The organism is Mucilaginibacter ginsenosidivorans (genome assembly GCF_007971025.1).
GTDB classification, from domain to species: domain Bacteria; phylum Bacteroidota; class Bacteroidia; order Sphingobacteriales; family Sphingobacteriaceae; genus Mucilaginibacter; species Mucilaginibacter ginsenosidivorans.
In genome coordinates this window covers 1,664,697-1,680,042 of sequence record NZ_CP042436.1, presented here as the reverse complement: position 1 = coordinate 1,680,042, position 15,346 = coordinate 1,664,697, and the positions used below count along the sequence as shown (strand labels likewise).

Genomic DNA, 15,346 nt, shown 5'->3' with positions numbered 1-15,346 from the left:
AAGTGTTCAGGATTTGTTATATGAGCCCAAGGTACGTCAAAATCCTGAAAAGCGGAATTTCTTTTAACAAATTCCTGCTCTCCGCCCTGTCTAACTGGATAGACTGCCGGCAACCAAAGCTATGGCACCGGTTTACAGGATCCCTGGTTGAAACAAAGGCGGCTACTCAGCCCTCCACGGCCTCCCTCAGCTCCTCCAGCAGCCCGATCACCTTTTTCTGAAGGGCCAGCAACTCCACATCCCGCTGTTCCAGCAAACGCCTTAACGTCTCCTCCTCTCCCAATTCCCCTTCCCGGCCGCTATTGCGGGACATCAGCCCGGCCATCGAAAGGCCGAAAACTTCAGCCAGCTGATCCAGCCGTGATAAATTCAGATCCGTGATTCCCGTCTCCATTTTGGAAAGTGCAGGCACCGACACCCGCAGCAGCGAGGCAAGAAACTCCTGGTTCCATCCCCGTTCGAGCCGCAATAAACGTATTCTTTCCCCGATCGTATGCATGATAAACAAGGTTTAATTGCGCAAGATAAGCAGAAGCCACCCAACCGGTCAACCCGTGTTTTCACGGTATTTTTATCCCGCGGGATCCACGCGCAGCCCCCACCCTCCTGCGCGGCAATAAAAATCCCGGGCGCCTTTCCCCCGGGATCATCTGACCGGCACAAAAACCACGCCCCCTGGGTACCCCGCAGGCTCGGTCAGCGGAAGCCTAATCGTTTTGTTTAGGTGAGAATCGATAGCGTAATAAAAAGAAAAGTTCGGTGCATTTGAATTTGGCACAGAGAAGCCTTCCGTGCGCTTTGGACAACCTGGTTATGCAGATAGTCAGGAAATTCCGAATTAATCATCAACAAATTAACAGGATCAAAGTGTTGCCGAATCAGTTGTTTGCTGTATCTGAACGAGGTGGTAAATAACTCCTGAATGTCCACCATTAATGGAGCTCAAAGCAAACTAAAATAGAGTTCATTTTATAGTCTTATTGAGCTGCATTTAACAACTCAATGAGCTTAAACTGGAGATGCCGGGCGCCTTGAACACCTAATTCCACGCGCTTTGGACACCTCCTTGCGCGGATAGCCGGGAAATTCGGAGTTGACCATCAACGAATTAATAGGATCAAAGCTTTGGGGAATCAGTTGTTTGTTATATCGGAACGAGGTTGTCAATGAGTCCGGAATGTCCGCATAGCCGAGGAAACGACGACGCTCGACGGGTTAAATGAAACAGGTCTGATCAGGATCAATTACGGCCAGGAAGCTGAAATTTTAACTTACCTTCCTGCGGCTCCATAAAAGCATCGCACGAACGCAGATAAACCTCCATCGCATTGCTAGCTTCACCGTAAACTGTCGAACTGAATGCATACAGCCTGAGCATCATCCGAATAAACGGAGCGGTTTCTCCGCGCCTGGTCAGCAATCGCAGCGCGCCCATATAATCTTCGCGGTAAACCGTTGGCACGATAATTTTTGAAAGGCTATTTGACGAAAGCTCGGCGTTCATCATAACTCGTGCAACGCGGCCGTTGCCGTCAAGAAATGGGTGGACTTCGCTGATAAGAAACATCATGTAAGCGGATTTCGCAAAAGGATGCCGCAGCATACTATACCAGTCAAAACCTTTTTTTAGTGTTCCTGCAACAAGGGTTTGATCCACAAATTCCGTATTTCCGGCACGGTTATTTTTGTCTTTGAACTTGCCCGGATTTTTGTTGGGACGCGAAGCCAGCATCAATTTATGCCGGTACCTCACCAAATGGAGCAGTTCGTCTGCCGAGGCCGGGCAAACGGCCATTTCCTGCCGGTTGGATACCAGTTTATACGTTCCGAGCACGTCGTGCGAATCTTCATTTCGTGCCGGAAGCGGAGTTTCTGTCAAGATGATCTGCTTAGCTTCCTCAACTTCAAACATGGTACCCTCGATATAGTTTGAAAAATAGCTTTCGAAGAAGGCAAAGTTTTGATAACTCCTGGTACTTTCATTCTTATCGTAATAGAAGGGAAAGTCCTGGCCTGCAAGCGCTTCATATAATTTTTCAAACAAGGCAATCCTGGAAGGATCAAACGGTTCCCCCAGCGCCCTTGCTTTGGCGACCGTAGAGGAAAGTAATTTGCTTGGCTTTGTTGCCAGCAATGCACTGATTAGTGTATTGAGTTTTATGAACTCCTTTTGCATGTCCAGTTCATCGGCTATTGAACGGGCCCGGTCACGAAGCTCGTTCAGGCCCTCTTCGCCCCGGCTGCGGATCAGGGTTTCAAGTCTTTGTTCGATTTGCTCCCTTGTAAGCGTTTTTGGGGGTTCAGCGCCTCTTGAAGTTTGAAGGTTTTCGAGATAGGCACGAGCTTCCTGGGACATATATAGTTCGCCAAAAAAACCCGGGTCACCTTCAATTCGTCCGACGCCCTTTTGAAAATGTATGGTTAGACCGGGTAGTGGTATATTTTTAGTATAGGTATAGGTGAGGAAAATATGCCCGTCTGGCGTCGGGCGGCTTTCAAGCGCACTGCGATGACTTAATATGGCCCCCGGGTATTGTTCAGCCAGTATGCGAAACCAATTGCGCTTGATGATACTTCCGGGGGAGTCCGCCATATTGGTGGTATATAACCTTGGCGCGATCTTTTTGGCGGTACCGTTTTTGACATAAAGGGAAATTTGCCTGGATTCCTTTTTATCAGAGCTTCCGAACAGAATTTCCTGCAGGTGTGCGGGATTTTTTTCCATTATAATTTAAATACTGTAGCTAATATAAGAATATTTTCTATTATTGTTGGATTTAGTAAGAATATTTTCTATTAATTAGAATACCTTAATGCTTTTAAGGAGAATAGAGGAAGAGAATTTTTTCGATTGAGATGGAGAAATCATTAACATATAAGAATATTTTCTATTAATTATATTTTATATAAGAATATTTTCTATTATCAATAGAAAATAGCAGAACGTGAAACGATACAGTGTTCACCGCAGAACTAAAAATTTTTGACGCCAGGGCCGGGCATCCCAGAGCCATTGACCTCCTCATTCTGGTATAGCAAACAACTGATCCCGCAACACTTTGAGCATATTTATTTGTTGACTATTAGTGCGATTTTGTAATTTGTACACACAACCAGGTTTCCCACCGTTTCCTGTTCATTATATTCGAAATCCCAAGCGCTTACGTTCAAAAAAACATTTTGTTCATGAATCATGAACACCTTCAACCAGGAAGGTTTTTACCGACTGTAATAGTCGAACACCCGTTTGGTCAATTCCTGCAATTTGCCATACAGCATGGTTATTTGCTTATAGCCCGCATTTATTCCATCTATGGGGTGCCGTATTTCAACCCGGTTAAAAATATCATCGGTTGATTGGAGGTTTTTCGTTTCGGTAACAAATTCTTCAGGGTTATACCAGCGTTTGTTTGGCGGGTCAAATAACCAGGCATTACGCTTTTTGGCTTCGTCGGCAAAATACAAGGCTTTTCTATGCGACGGGTACATTGCCCATACGTTATCCCGCAATTCTTTTTCTGCCGCCAGCTTTTGTTCGCGTTTATAATGTTCAAATGGATATTTATCGCCCGTATGTGCCATACAACAAAATTGCTAAAAATATTAGTAATTGCAACAGCAATTTTTATATTTGTATGTACATTGTTAATTTGGAGGTAATTATGGCATCTCAAACTATCGATACGGGTTTGCCGTTAGTTTATAAAGGCGTTAAGATAATCGTGCGCAAGCACATCATCGGGATGACGGAAGTATACCGGGCAATATTTGCTGATAACCGGCCGCCACTGCTGATAACGACGGCTAAAAACGATAAGGGCCGCGTGTTTTGGACATCGGTACCCGAGGGCCGGCTTGAAGAAGCTAACGATATTGCCATGCTGGTTGACGAACATTATTTTTTAATTAAATAATTATGTGTTATTACAACGGTCAAAAGGTTTCGCACGATGAGTTTATCCGGCTCAAGATTTTGGAAAAAGCTGCGTGCGATTTTAATTTTCTCGATAAAGACTTATCGGTAGGGTTTAGTTATGATTTGAATGCGGTGATAGTACCCGTGCCGGGGCAAAACGATTTTGATATTGTGCAAATGGAATGGGGCTTTATCCCAGGCTACCTGCGTACCCGGCAGGATGTAAAAAACATGCGTTTTGGCTATAAAGATGCCAAAGGCCAGTACCGCCCGCCAATTACTACACTAAACGCCATTGGCGAAGAAGTAATAAAACCCGGCAAAATGTTCCGCGAGGCTGGACTGCACAGGCGCTGCCTGGTACTTTCATCGGGCTTTTTTGAGTGGAGGCATGTTTTCCCGATAAACCAGCGTACCGGCGAACTGCTGAAAAAGTCGGTTACCTATCCGTACTACATTACGCTAAAGGATAAAAGCTATTTTTACATGGCAGGCATCTGGCAGCCCTGGGTTGATAAAGAGACGGGCGAAATGGTAAACACTTTTGCCATTGTAACTACTGCGGCCAACAAGCTGATGGAACAGGTGCATAACACCAAAAAGCGTATGCCGACCATTTTGGACGACGAACTGGCTTATGAATGGATTTTTGGCGACCTGACCGAAGAACGAATAACCGAGCTGGCTACTACACAGTACCCGGCCGAATTGATGACAGCCTGTACCATCGAGAAAGAGTTCAGGCAATCGCTTGAGCCTACAAAGGCGTTTGAGTATGAAGATCTGCCGGCACTGGAGTTGCATATCTGACCCCTACATATAAACGCTTTCTATCCTGTGCCCAATTTCGGTTATTATGCTGTAAGGCAGCGGTACGCCTGCCGTAAGCTGCCAGTTTAAATTATCGTCAAGCTGTATTTCGGCAAAGGCGCTACGGAAAACAACTTCATAAGCGTGGTCGCGCATAATAACTTCGCAGTAACGCAACTCCGTTGCAATTTGCACAGCATAGCCAAATACCGGGTTATCTATCCAATGAACCATATGCTAATTTAAGCAATCCGGGTTGGCACTAAAATCAAATACGCAAGCTGTCTTATGCACCCTGACGTTTTACGCCGGTCGAAAACCAGCGTCATAAAAGGGGCAGGTCTAAAGCAATCAGGTTTCCCGGCTGCGCCTGCCGTAGCTGGAAGCCTGCAAAATACCGTGAAAACACCCGGTGGAAATATCAGCTCGTCTCTATACCTTTAAAACAACCAAACACTTAGCCACATGATAAAAAGACTGATCACCATTTCCCTGTGTTCCTGGATGAGCACCGCCGTCGCCCAGGACACCGTCACGATCGTCCACCACCGCTATATCACCACCTTTGATACCGTGTTACACTACCCCGTGAAAGTACACTGGATCCTCAACGCTGCGGATGTCTGTCCCGCAGGGAAGCCCCGCCATGTTAACCGGACCAATGATTTCCGGCCCGACGCGGCATTGCCTGGACCAACAGATTTGCAGCCCTTTTACCACGCCATCGTTAAAAATTATGACCGCGGCCACAACATGGACGCGGCAGATAACGCATGCAGTACCGCCGATATGCACGAGTGTTTCTATTTTTCGAACATGACCGCCCAGGCCAGGCATCTGAATGAAATCACCTGGGAAAGGCTGGAAGTTCATACCCGCGCTATGGCGACCAGGTTCGGAACGGTCGAAGTATGGTGCGGCAGTTATGGCAAAAAAAAACAAAGCGGTCCCATGACCATCCCTTCCAGGTGCTGGAAAATCATCAGGTATCACCACACTATTGAAGCTTATATCTTTCCCAATACCTCCACCGTCAGCAAGAAAAAATACACCCAATATAAAAGCACCGTGTCGCAAATACGGGCCGGCTCCCATTTAGCATTGACTGAAATAACAGATTAAAAGCGGTTACAATGAAACAAGCGTTATTTATCCTATCCCTCTTCATCGGCATCCATGTCGTCGTTGCCAGGCCAATGCAGCATCGGCCCATTAGTAAAACGGACTCGGTCTACATTTGCCAGAGCAAATCGGCTTATGCCTATCACCAATATCAATGCCGTGGGCTAAAACGGTGCACCCATGTGATTGAAAAGCTCCCCTTGAAAGAAGCGATCCGGTTAGGCTATAAGCCCTGCAAAATTTGCTACCGGTAAGGCCCGTCAAAGCCAGCGATACTTAGCCAGCCACCGGAAATATGCCTATTCCCGGTTTTGATCCGAACTGGCATCACTAACCCGTCCCAACGCGCAGGCTAAGCATTCCGCGGGATGGGCCGACCGGCCCAGGTCACCCGTGGGATAGCTGCCCGCGAATCCGGCTCAGCGCCTCATGGCTCACATTGATGTGCGAAGCGATCATCCATAAAGGCACGCGCCGGATAATATCCGGGTGCGTCTTCAGCAGCAGCGCGTAGCGTTCCGCTGCCGTCGCGTTGCGGAGCAGCATCGCCCGGTGCTCGCTCTCGATGTAATATTTTTCCGTCAGCACACGGCCATGGTAGTTAAACTCCGGAAAATCCGCATAAATCCCCTGTAGCTGCGTCCAGCTGATACTCTGCAGCCGGCAATCTTCCAGCAGTTCGATGTTTTCCTCTCCCGGCTGCTGCGTAAAGAAACTGAACACGGAGATCATCACATCCCCTTCCCGCATGAACCAGGTTGTACATTCTTTCTGCTTCCCGGTAAGGTAATAGGCCCGCGCCATCCCCTCGGCGATAAAATAGATTTTACGGCAGGTTTCGCCCTGCCGCTGCAGCAGGTGTTTTTTGGGCAAGCGCTCTTCCCGGAGACATTCCCCCAGCCGGTCCTGGAGCCGGCCCGACAGGGGCCTGATAAAATTAAGGGTCTGTAGTAAGTGATCGATCTGCATAGGCCATTCAATATGGGCAACAGCGACACGTCAGGAATCCGATAAATTGCTTATAGATTAACATTAAAGTCAAAAGATTGTTTAAACCCGTTTTCGCATACCCGGAAAACTACACCCGTATGCCGAAAATAAATTGACTCAGGTCATTGGAAAACCGCCGGAAAAACTGTAAAACCACCCACCGACGAGCCGCCAGACCAGCACAGCAAAGCAGGCGGCACACCGGATGACCGCGTTTATTATTTGACTTCTGTCAATTCCCGTAGCCGCATCAAACCCGCTATTTTGTCTTACATATTTCTCTATAGTTAACACCAACGTCGATTAACCAAAGCTAAGCAGATGTATGAATTACTAACGGACCCCGGTAATTACCCGTTCGCGTGGCTCGAACAGGTCATCAGCATCCTCCTGAACCCGGAGGTCACGCCGGTCCTTGAACTGAGCCCTGAACAATTGAACGCAGTCGAAGCCAGGCTTCCCGAAGCAAGCGCCGAGATCATGCTCAAGCTGAAGGCGTGGATGTTCCTGCTCCTCGTGCCGGAACAACTGCGGCAGATCGCGCGCAACACCGAGGCCGCGGTTGCGGACCTCCTGCGCAGGGCAAGCGCCAATTACAGCGCCTACCCACCCGGCACGGCGATCGCCGGCCTCGGCCGGCAGGTCATACGGCGCCTGGAAATGCTTCACCGGGACCTATCCGAGCGCCATGCGCCCTACCTCCCCGCCGCCGGCACCGCATCTCCCGGCCCGGTCGCCCCGCCGGGCAGGATCACCTGCCTGCTCAGCGTCGACCAGCTTGGGCTCATCCTGAAAGCTGCCGACGACGCCCGGCTCATCCGGTCACCCTCCCTGAGCCTCATCTTTAAGACCCTGGTGCCCTATCTCTCCACCGAGCGGAAAGAAGACCTTTCCTGGGACAGCATGCGCAGCAGCACCTACCACCCGGAACACAGCGACCAGGAGGCCGCCATCGCCGCACTGGACAAGCTCATCCAAAAAATCCGGGAATACCGTTAATCCCCATCCGACCATTCCCTGCGGCGCGCCGCCTGCCGGTGGAACACCTGCGCCTGAAAATTAAAATACTGTGAGCCAATGGGGTACAAGGGCACAAGCCGGGTCCGGTTTGCGATCCGGACTTTTTGAGCGCCGCCGTTGGACGCACCTTTGTTCCATGAAGCAAGCGGAATGCCGCTTACCCGTAAAAAAAAGATCATGGACAATTTACTTAACCCGTTCAGCTGGAGCGCCTACCTGGGAACCCTTACCCTGCTGGCCCTCGCGTATTACGCCTTTATTGCCAGGAAATATTACAGCCGCGAAATCATCCGGCTCATCGGCCGCATTGGCCAAAGGGGCGTGACCGGGCAGCAACTACCGGACGCCCTGCGCTACCAGGCCGGCACCGGAGCGGATGAGCAAGCCGAAAGCTCAACGGCTTCCGCAGGACCGGTGCAGGCCGCCGCCGGACCCCGCAGCGCAACCGATGTCCTGGCACGGCAACTGACGGATTGTATCGCATCAGCTGCCGGAATGGCCTTCAGCCCCGGAACGCTCGCCTCCAGGCTTAAGACGATACTCAACTGCTACCCGCACATTATGGCTGCCAAGGAGCGCGCGCAGGTCAACGCGCTCATTGTGCGGCAATGCGAAGAAACCGGCACGGCATTGCTAAGCGAAAGTGAAGTCGATACGTGGTGGGACGCTTAGCATCCCGTGCCTTTGTCAATACCGGGAAAAAAGAAGCTGCCCGGCCCGGGCTGTAGAGCCGTGACACGACGATGGGGGTAACGGGCGCAGCATCCTTTCCGGCCGCTCCCGGATGATCCCGGGAGCGGACCGCAGAGGTCCTTGCTCAAAGTTTAAAAGAAAATGACAGTACAAATGAAAACGTGTAAAAGAACATTGCGGGGCAAAGCCCTGAAAACCGGCCTGCTGGCTGTTTTTTTTGCCAGCCTGAGCCTCCTCGCCAACGGCCAGGACGGCAACGCGGGCATCGAACAGGCGAACACCCAGGTCAGGAGTTATTTCGAGAGCGGAACCAGCCTGATGTATGCCATCGGCGCCATCCTCGGCCTGATCGGTGCCGTCAAGGTTTATTCCAAGTGGAACGCCGGTGACCAGGACACCTCCAAAGTGGCCGCTGCCTGGTTCGGCTCCTGCATCTTCCTGGTCGTGGTCGCCACGATCATCAAATCCTTTTTCGGCCTCTAAACAGCGAACGCTATGGACAATATGAAAACCCTTTTGATCGGCAAGCTGCATAGTTATATGCTCCAGCAGCACACCGACCTGCTCATCGCCCTGCAGGAAGAACACCGTCTCAGCCATTACCTCTCGGCCAAGGTCGATTCCGTAAGCAGCCTCATCGAACAGCTGCAGACCGAAGGCCGACCTGCCTATGTCGTCGAAGCGCTCTGCCTCGAAGAACTCACCCACGACCTGCGCCCCTCCCGCTTCAGCTGGATGCGCGAGCTGCTGGAAGCCGAATTTCCCGAAGCCCTGCGCCGGATGGAACGCAGCGGCGTCCTTACCTACGAACTCATCAACCTGATCGGGGCTTGTGAGCCCATTTTCGAGGTCTTCCGGTTCGGGGAAGAAACCGAAGACAACGTCCAGCTCCGCTATGCTGTCATGGGCATGATCGCCGAATACCTGGACCAGTAAAGGAAAAAATACAAAGCAAAAAGGTAGAGATCAGAAATAAATCATGGCCTATAACGCGTTCCAGCAACTCCGCACCAACATCGAGGCGATCCGCATCGCGCTTGCTTTCCGCCCCGGCGACCGGCTGGACGAAAAGCAGGCCGAAACCCTCCGCGCCTATGCCGGCTTCGGCGGCCTGAAAGCCGTGCTGTATCCTTATGCCGGCATCGGGGAATGGAAAGCGCAGAACGCCGCCAGGAGCGACCTGAAGCTGTACCCTTCCATGATGGAACTGCACGAACTGCTCGAAACGAAATTGGCCAAAGACGAATACAAAAGCGCCATCGACTCCATCCGCAACATTGTGAACACCGCCTTTTATACGCCAGCCTTTGTGCCGCAAACGCTTTACCGCGTCCTGGCCGCGCATGGCATCCACCCGCAAAGGATCTATGAACCCAGCAGCGGCGCGGGCATTTTCATCAGCGAAGCCGTTAAAGCATTCCCGGACATCCGGCAGGTCACCGCCGTCGAAAAAGATCTCCTCACCGGCAAGGTGCTGACCGCGCTGGCCTCCACCATGCCCGTGCCGGTCGACGTACAGATCAAAGCCTTTGAAAAGACCGATAACAGCGAGAACGGCTGCTACGACCTGATCACCAGTAATGTGCCCTTTGGCAATATCGCCGTATTCGACCCGGCCTATCCCGAGAAAAGCCTGAGCGGGAAGATTCACAGCTACTTTTTTGCCAAGGGACTGGACAAGCTGGCCGAAGGCGGCATCCTGGCCTTTATGACCAGCGATGCTTTTTTTAACGCCCCGTCGAATAAAGCCGCCCGCGAGCACCTGTTTTACCGCGCTGATTTTATAAGTCTCACTGTGCTGCCGGATAACCTGATGCTCGATAATGCCAATACCTGCGCGCCCAGCCACCTGCTGCTGGTGCAAAAGCATACCGGCAAAACCGAACTGACTACAGACGAGCAACTATTGCTGAACACCGCCCTGCAGCGCAACGGGTTCGGCGAATACCATAGCAACGAATACCTGCAAACGGTCAAAGCCTATGCCATCGCCGCCGATACCATCCGCGACGGCAAGGACCAGTACGGGCAGGCGCATGAGGCGCACTGGCAGGCCGCCGAACTCAGCGGCATTAGCGAAAAGATTGAAGAAACCGTCAGCGACGGCCTCAGCAACTGGTTCAACCGTGAAAGATTTAACGAGGCACAAAAGCAAATACAGTTGTTACAAGGTGGCGAAAGTACCGGCGAGCAAGAAAGGCCGCTCCTCACCTACCTTCCCATGCCGGAAAGCAGGGCGGTAGCCGTTTCCGTGCAGCTTGGTTTGTTTGATAGTCAGCCCGCCGAATCCGTGAACCGGGCGATGGATTACCTGACAGATACCGACCGGGCGGCAGTGATCCCGGAAACCGCCCGTTCCATCGGCATCATCAAAACCCGCGATAACGAAAAGCAGGAGTGCGTTTTGCTGGTGACCGCCAAACTTCGCCCGGGCAAGCAATACGCCTATAAACTTTTTTCAACCGTGCAGGAAATCCGGCCGCCCTATGGCTGGCTCAGCGGCAATCAGTTCAGCCGCGAAGTGACCATGCTTCGCGAAAAGCTGTCCGGCTATGGTCATGAGTTTTTCTTCGAGGGCGACCAGAGCCTTAAAGGCCTGTTCAAATTTCAAAAGCAGGAGATCACCTGGTTCCGCGGCCTGCTGCCGCACCACCGGGAAGGCAGCCTGGTCACCGAGGGCCTGAAAGCAGGTACCATTAAAAACCTGGAACCTGAACGCAACCGCGCCGTTTTCGAGCCGCTGGACGACCAGAAAGACACGCTGTTTTACCGCGCCTACCTGCGCCTGCGCGACGGCTATTATGAATTGTACACCAAAGAGGCCGAAGCGTTGCAGGAGTTCCCGGCGCTGCGCGAGCAATTGAACCATGCCTATACCGATTTCAAGGAGCAATACGGCGAACTCAACCGCCCGGCCAACCGTCGCCTGATCCTCGCCGATGAAAAGGACGGTTTTAAAATGCTGGCTTCGCTGGAAACCCGGGAAGGCACGGACTACCGCGCCGCAGATATCCTGAATGGCCCGGTCTTCCAAAAAACCGAGGTCTTCAAGACCGATGACCCTGTTTCCGCCCTGGCGCGCTGCCTGAATAACCGCGGCCGGGTGGATATCGAATTTATCAGCGACGCCACCGGCCTCAGCGCCGGGGAAGCCATCATCAGCTTGCACAGCCATATTTTCCTGAACCCTGCGGGCCGGGAATGGGAAACGCGTGACGCTTACCTGAGCGGTAACGTGGTGGAAAAGCTGGATACCGCGCGCAGGGCAGCGCAGGCGCATCCGGACGATCCGGAGATCCGGCGCAGCATGGCCGCCATCGAAAAAGCGCAGCCCGAACCGATCCCTTTTGAGCTGCTCGATTTCAACCTCGGCGAACGCTGGTTCCCGAACCGTTATTATGAACGCTTTGCCAGCGCTTTTTTCGACCTGCCGGTCACGATCACTTACCTGGCATCCAGCGACCAGTTCAAAGTTGCTGTGGATGGCACCAACCTGAAGATCACGAAAGAATACGCGATACGTCCGGCCGAGGGTACCCGCACTACTTATGGCTATACGCTGCTGGAACACGCGCTGGAAAACACCACGCCCTATTTCAGCTATGAAGTCAAAATGGGCGACAGCACCAAACGCTACCCGGATAATGAAGCGATCCAATTGGCCCATGAAAAGCTTGAGCAAATCCGCAACGGTTTTACCAACTGGCTGCATGAGCTGCCGGACAGCGAGAAGGCGACGATTACCGAGCTCTATAACCGCACGTTTAACTGTTATGTGCTGCGCGAGTTCAACGGCGATCACCTGCGCTTTCCCGGCCTGGAGAAAAAAGCGCTGGGGATCGAAGACCTGTACAGTTCCCAAAAAAACGCCGTCTGGCGCATCCTGCAAAACCGTGGCGGTCTGATCGACCACGAAGTGGGACTGGGTAAAACGCTGACGATGATCGTGGCCGGCCACGAAATGAAGCGTCTGGGCATCGTACAGAAACCCATGATCCTGGCGCTGAAGGCCAATGTAAATCAGATTGCGGAAACTTACCGCAAGGCTTACCCCGGGGCGCGAATACTATTTCCCGGCCAGAATGACTTTACGCCAGATAAGCGTCTACGCATTTTTCACGAGATCAAAAACAACAACTGGGATTGCATCATCCTGACGCATGACCAGTTCGGCCGCATCCCACAGTCGCCGGATATCCAGGCGCAGATTTTTGCGCGCGAGTTGGCCGATGTGACCGAGAACCTGAACACCCTGATTACGGAAGGCGGCGAAGTAACCCGCCGTGTGCTCAAAGGCCTGGAACTGCGCAAATCCAACCTGGAAGTCAAATTGCAGACCCTTCAGCAGGAGATCAACGAGAAAAAGGACAGCGGCATTAATTTTAAGGAAATGGGCGTCGACCATTTGTTCATTGACGAATCGCATAAGTTTAAGAATCTGACCTTTTCCACCCGCCATGACCGCGTGGCCGGCCTGGGCAATACCCTCGGCAGTCAAAAGGCGCTGAACCTGTCCTTTGCCATCCGCACGTTGCAGGAGCGTTACGACAGCGACTTGTGCGTGACTTTTCTAAGCGGCACCCCGATCAGCAATTCGCTAACCGAGCTGTTCCTGATCTTCAAGTACCTCCGTCCAAAAGAAATGGAGCGGCAGTCCATCGCCAATTTCGACGGCTGGGCGGCGGTATTCGCCAGAAAAACCACGGACTTCGAGTTCTCGGTCACCAACCAGATCATTAGCAAGGAACGTTTCCGTCACTTTATCAAAGTACCCGAACTGGCGCTGTTCTACAACGAGATCACCGATTATAAAACCGCGAAACACATCGCGCTCGACAAGCCGGAACTGGATGAGCGGCTGATCAACATCGCGCCGACACCGCAGCAAAGTGAATTTATCGCCAACCTCATGAAATTCGCCGAAAGCGGCGATGCCACCCTCATCGGCCGGCCGCCGCTTTCCGAGGAAGAAGACAAGGGCCGGATGCTGATTGCCACCAATTATGCCAAGAAAATGGCAGCGGATATGCGCCTGATCGACCCGGCCTACGGCGATCACCCGGACAATAAGGTGAATACCTGCGCGCGTAAACTGGCTGAACTTTATCATCAAAGCGCGCCGCACCGCGGCACCCAGATCGTTTTCTGCGATATCGGAACGCCTAAACCAGGCGAGTTCAACCTCTATGACGCGCTGAAGGACAAGTTGGTGAACGACCTGAACGTCAAAGCCGGTGAGATCACTTTCATTCACCACTGGACGGACAAGCAAAAGCCCGACCTCTTCAAAAAGATGAACCGGGGTGAGATCCGGGTGCTCATCGGTAGTACCGAGAAAGCCGGTACCGGCCTGAACGTACAGCAGCGCGTGATCGCCATGCACCACCTGGACATTCCCTGGAAACCATCGGAGTTGGAGCAACGGAACGGGCGCGGTGCCCGGCAGGGCAACCTGCTGGCTAAACAGCACTACTCCAACAAAGTGCTCAACTTTATCTATGCCGTCGAACAGTCGCTCGATAACTACAAGTTCAACCTGCTCAAAAACAAGCAGACATTCATCAGCCAGATGAAAAACTGCGAGCTGAACGTGCGCAGCATCGATGAGGGTTCCATAGACGAAAACACCGGGATGAACTTTTCGGAGTATATCGCTATCCTGTCCGGTGATACCACCCTGCTGGAAAAATCCAAGCTGGAAAAAAAGATCGCCGCGCTGGAAAGCCTGAAAACAGGGCATTACCGCGAGAGCAGCCGTTCACGCAACCTGCTGGAGGACAAATATAAGGAGCAAACGCAAATCAGCCGGGAACTGGACATCTTGCAAACAGACTTGAAAATATACCGGGCCAACCTCAAGCTGGAAAAAGACGGCAGCAAGGCCAACCCGATCCGGCTGGAGCGCTTGCAAAGCGCCGACCCGGTCGCCATCGGTAAATTCCTGATCTCCAAATACCGTAACTGGCTGCCGGAAAAAGGCTTGACCGGCGCGGCGAAACTCGGCACGCTTTACGGCTTCGACCTGATGATCGAACGCCACGCCGGCAGCTTTGACTTTGATAAATCCGCGAACTGCTATAATGTGCTATATGCCACCCGACCGGAAACCGGCGGTAAGTACCTATACAGCTCCGGCGTGCCTAATGTCGACAATGCCAAAACAGCCGCCCGCTATTACCTCAACGCGCTGGATAAAGCCCAGGGTCATGAAGGAAAATTAAAAACGACCCGGGATGAATTGGACGCGCAAATCCCACAACTCGAAGCGCTGGTTGGCAAACCTTTCGAGCGCGAAGCTGAACTCCGGGACATGAAAGCCGAACTCGTACGCCTGGAGCGGGAGATCGCGCAGCGCATCAAGGCTGAGCACCGGGCACAGAACGGTATCGATCAAGAAGAGCGGACCGTTCCGGCGGAAAAGATCAATGGCATAACAACGGTTATGCCCACCAGTCAGCAGGAAGCCGTCACGGTCTCCGAACAGCGGGAGGACCTGGTGCTGGCCGAAGTGAAAGCCGGGGTCCAGCCGCAGGTCGCCGCCCTTGCTGAGACCCGCAAACTGAAAGGAGTACGGCTATGAAAATACTACAATTCGATCATATCCGGTCCGCGCTGCACCGCTATATTTTTTCGATGAAAGCAATCCGGCAATCGGTGGAACAAACCTGCGAAGGCCGGGCGCTCAATGTCTTTGCCAGTCAAAACCAACCGGCCGTGGAGGAAGCGCGCAACGGCCTGAACCCGGCTATGCCCGCATTCTTTTTCCCGCTGCGGCCATCATTCTAAAACGAAAAC

At 52.3% G+C, this 15,346-nt stretch carries 15 protein-coding genes; 9 read left to right on the top strand and 6 right to left on the bottom strand.

Annotated elements, in window-relative coordinates; translation table 11 throughout:
* Positions 1-166 precede the first annotated feature (166 nt).
* From FRZ54_RS07770 to FRZ54_RS07760, 3 genes are all read right to left on the bottom strand, one after another.
* Positions 167-499 carry a helix-turn-helix domain-containing protein gene (locus FRZ54_RS07770; RefSeq protein ID WP_147031065.1) on the bottom strand — a complete coding sequence of 111 codons (333 nt, stop codon included), beginning with the start codon at positions 497-499 and terminating at the stop codon, positions 167-169.
* Positions 500-1,240: 741 nt separating this feature from the next.
* Positions 1,241-2,725 carry a Fic family protein gene (locus FRZ54_RS07765; protein ID WP_147031064.1) on the bottom strand — a complete coding sequence of 495 codons (1,485 nt, stop codon included), beginning with the start codon at positions 2,723-2,725 and terminating at the stop codon, positions 1,241-1,243.
* Between the two features lie 494 nt (positions 2,726-3,219).
* Positions 3,220-3,582 carry a hypothetical protein gene (locus FRZ54_RS07760; RefSeq protein WP_147031063.1) on the bottom strand — a complete coding sequence of 121 codons (363 nt, stop codon included), beginning with the start codon at positions 3,580-3,582 and terminating at the stop codon, positions 3,220-3,222.
* An 80-nt stretch (positions 3,583-3,662) separates the two neighbouring features.
* On the opposite strand from FRZ54_RS07760, the gene FRZ54_RS07755 reads away from it, so the two are divergent.
* Together FRZ54_RS07755 and FRZ54_RS07750 are read left to right on the top strand one after the other, a co-directional pair.
* Positions 3,663-3,914, top strand: a complete 252-nt coding sequence (locus tag FRZ54_RS07755; protein WP_147031062.1) for a hypothetical protein — start codon at positions 3,663-3,665, stop codon at positions 3,912-3,914.
* Positions 3,915-3,916: 2 nt separating this feature from the next.
* Complete coding sequence (locus FRZ54_RS07750; RefSeq protein WP_147031061.1) at positions 3,917-4,726, top strand: SOS response-associated peptidase; 810 nt, start codon at positions 3,917-3,919, stop codon at positions 4,724-4,726.
* Positions 4,727-4,729: 3 nt separating this feature from the next.
* On the opposite strand, the gene FRZ54_RS07745 is transcribed toward FRZ54_RS07750, so the two are convergent.
* A complete protein-coding gene (locus tag FRZ54_RS07745; RefSeq protein WP_147031060.1) occupies positions 4,730-4,960 on the bottom strand; it encodes a hypothetical protein in 231 nt (76 codons plus the stop codon).
* A 231-nt stretch (positions 4,961-5,191) separates the two neighbouring features.
* Between FRZ54_RS07745 and FRZ54_RS07740 the strand changes: the two genes are divergently transcribed.
* Positions 5,192-5,848, top strand: a complete 657-nt coding sequence (locus FRZ54_RS07740) for a DNA/RNA non-specific endonuclease (RefSeq protein WP_147031059.1) — start codon at positions 5,192-5,194, stop codon at positions 5,846-5,848.
* A 387-nt stretch (positions 5,849-6,235) separates the two neighbouring features.
* Here the strand turns inward: FRZ54_RS07740 and FRZ54_RS07735 are convergent, their stop codons facing one another.
* Positions 6,236-6,817, bottom strand: coding sequence for a Crp/Fnr family transcriptional regulator (locus tag FRZ54_RS07735; RefSeq protein ID WP_147031058.1), 582 nt, complete (start codon positions 6,815-6,817; stop codon positions 6,236-6,238).
* Between the two features lie 342 nt (positions 6,818-7,159).
* Between FRZ54_RS07735 and FRZ54_RS07730 the strand changes: the two genes are divergently transcribed.
* Positions 7,160-7,837 carry a hypothetical protein gene (locus FRZ54_RS07730; protein WP_147031057.1) on the top strand — a complete coding sequence of 226 codons (678 nt, stop codon included), beginning with the start codon at positions 7,160-7,162 and terminating at the stop codon, positions 7,835-7,837.
* Here the strand turns inward: FRZ54_RS07730 and FRZ54_RS07725 are convergent.
* Positions 7,834-8,037: a hypothetical protein gene (locus tag FRZ54_RS07725; protein ID WP_147031056.1), complete on the bottom strand. Its 204-nt coding sequence runs from the start codon at positions 8,035-8,037 to the stop codon at positions 7,834-7,836. The genes FRZ54_RS07730 and FRZ54_RS07725 overlap by 4 nt on opposite strands.
* Here FRZ54_RS07725 and FRZ54_RS07720 point away from each other — a divergent pair.
* The 5 genes from FRZ54_RS07720 to FRZ54_RS07700 all read left to right on the top strand — a co-directional run bounded on the left by FRZ54_RS07720 (position 8,036) and on the right by FRZ54_RS07700 (position 15,337).
* A complete protein-coding gene (locus FRZ54_RS07720; RefSeq protein WP_147031055.1) occupies positions 8,036-8,530 on the top strand; it encodes a hypothetical protein in 495 nt (164 codons plus the stop codon). The genes FRZ54_RS07725 and FRZ54_RS07720 overlap by 2 nt on opposite strands.
* Positions 8,531-8,704: 174 nt before the next feature.
* Positions 8,705-9,034, top strand: coding sequence for a DUF4134 domain-containing protein (locus FRZ54_RS07715; protein WP_147031054.1), 330 nt, complete (start codon positions 8,705-8,707; stop codon positions 9,032-9,034).
* 12 nt (positions 9,035-9,046) lie between these two features.
* On the top strand, positions 9,047-9,487 hold the full coding sequence (locus FRZ54_RS07710) for a DUF1896 family protein (protein ID WP_147031053.1): 441 nt from the start codon (positions 9,047-9,049) through the stop codon (positions 9,485-9,487).
* Between the two features lie 43 nt (positions 9,488-9,530).
* Positions 9,531-15,131 carry an SNF2-related protein gene (locus FRZ54_RS07705; protein ID WP_147031052.1) on the top strand — a complete coding sequence of 1,867 codons (5,601 nt, stop codon included), beginning with the start codon at positions 9,531-9,533 and terminating at the stop codon, positions 15,129-15,131.
* The gene (locus tag FRZ54_RS07700) at positions 15,128-15,337 is read left to right on the top strand and encodes a hypothetical protein (RefSeq protein WP_147031051.1); all 210 of its coding nucleotides are present in this window, start codon (positions 15,128-15,130) and stop codon (positions 15,335-15,337) included. Before FRZ54_RS07705 ends, FRZ54_RS07700 begins: the two co-directional genes overlap by 4 nt.
* Positions 15,338-15,346: the final 9 nt, after the last annotated feature.

Bases quoted from the DNA above. Each gene is read 5' to 3' on its own strand.
- FRZ54_RS07745 (WP_147031060.1), bottom strand. From the start codon at position 4,960: ATGGTTCATTGGATAGATAACCCGGTATTTGGCTATGCTGTGCAAATT.
- FRZ54_RS07735 (WP_147031058.1), bottom strand. From the start codon at position 6,817: ATGCAGATCGATCACTTACTACAGACCCTTAATTTTATCAGGCCCCTG.
- FRZ54_RS07720 (WP_147031055.1), top strand. From the start codon at position 8,036: ATGGACAATTTACTTAACCCGTTCAGCTGGAGCGCCTACCTGGGAACC.
- FRZ54_RS07730 (WP_147031057.1), top strand. From the start codon at position 7,160: ATGTATGAATTACTAACGGACCCCGGTAATTACCCGTTCGCGTGGCTC.
- FRZ54_RS07760 (WP_147031063.1), bottom strand. From the start codon at position 3,582: ATGGCACATACGGGCGATAAATATCCATTTGAACATTATAAACGCGAA.
- FRZ54_RS07765 (WP_147031064.1), bottom strand. From the start codon at position 2,725: ATGGAAAAAAATCCCGCACACCTGCAGGAAATTCTGTTCGGAAGCTCT.
- FRZ54_RS07700 (WP_147031051.1), top strand. From the start codon at position 15,128: ATGAAAATACTACAATTCGATCATATCCGGTCCGCGCTGCACCGCTAT.
- FRZ54_RS07770 (WP_147031065.1), bottom strand. From the start codon at position 499: ATGCATACGATCGGGGAAAGAATACGTTTATTGCGGCTCGAACGGGGA.
- FRZ54_RS07710 (WP_147031053.1), top strand. From the start codon at position 9,047: ATGGACAATATGAAAACCCTTTTGATCGGCAAGCTGCATAGTTATATG.
- FRZ54_RS07725 (WP_147031056.1), bottom strand. From the start codon at position 8,037: ATGATCTTTTTTTTACGGGTAAGCGGCATTCCGCTTGCTTCATGGAAC.
- FRZ54_RS07705 (WP_147031052.1), top strand. From the start codon at position 9,531: ATGGCCTATAACGCGTTCCAGCAACTCCGCACCAACATCGAGGCGATC.
- FRZ54_RS07715 (WP_147031054.1), top strand. From the start codon at position 8,705: ATGAAAACGTGTAAAAGAACATTGCGGGGCAAAGCCCTGAAAACCGGC.
- FRZ54_RS07755 (WP_147031062.1), top strand. From the start codon at position 3,663: ATGGCATCTCAAACTATCGATACGGGTTTGCCGTTAGTTTATAAAGGC.
- FRZ54_RS07740 (WP_147031059.1), top strand. From the start codon at position 5,192: ATGATAAAAAGACTGATCACCATTTCCCTGTGTTCCTGGATGAGCACC.
- FRZ54_RS07750 (WP_147031061.1), top strand. From the start codon at position 3,917: ATGTGTTATTACAACGGTCAAAAGGTTTCGCACGATGAGTTTATCCGG.